We start from the raw sequence: 651 nt of genomic DNA on the forward strand, positions 1-651 counted from the left end.
CTGGTCATCACCGACACCCGCCTCGGTGACCGTCACCGAGTAGATCAACGTCACCGTGTCCCCGACAGCCAGATCACCAGACCAGGACAGGGTCGGCCCCGCCAAGGACACCTCACCCGCCGTCGCCTCGGCGTCACCGTTCCACGACGCGTCATCGAAGACCTCGGACAGGTCGTCCTCGATCGAGGCGCCCGGCACGGCGCCCTCACCACGCTGCTCGACCAGGACCGTGTAGGTGATGACCTCACCGACCTGGACGACCGAGCCCGGCGCCGCATCCGAGGTCTTCGAGTACTCGAAGTACCCCACCTCATGCTCGGTGGTGCAGTTCTCCGGAGCGTTCAAACACCCGGTCGAGTTCACCGTGTTGTTCACGAACGTGTCGCCCTCGGCCTGCAGACCGGCCACGTCCTTGACCGTCACCGAATACGTGACCGTCGCGACCTGACCGACCGGGACCACGCCCTCCCACGACAGGACCCCGTCGACGACATCGACCGTGCCGATATCCGCCGCGACATCACCGTTGTAGACCGCGTCATCGAGCACGTCCTCGGTCAGGTCATCGGTGAACCACGCACCCGCGGGCACCGGACCCTCCTGAGTGACCGCGACCGTGTACTCGATCGTCTCACCCGGCCGCACCGTCGA

Annotated in this window: 1 protein-coding gene; it reads right to left on the reverse strand. The window is 66.2% G+C overall.

Translation table 11 applies throughout. The features are described from left to right. A partial coding sequence (locus ABD907_RS20525) for a DUF7927 domain-containing protein (protein ID WP_486334148.1) occupies positions 1 to 651 on the reverse strand: 651 nt, incomplete at both ends.

The sequence above is a fragment of the Georgenia halophila genome, from assembly GCF_039541595.1.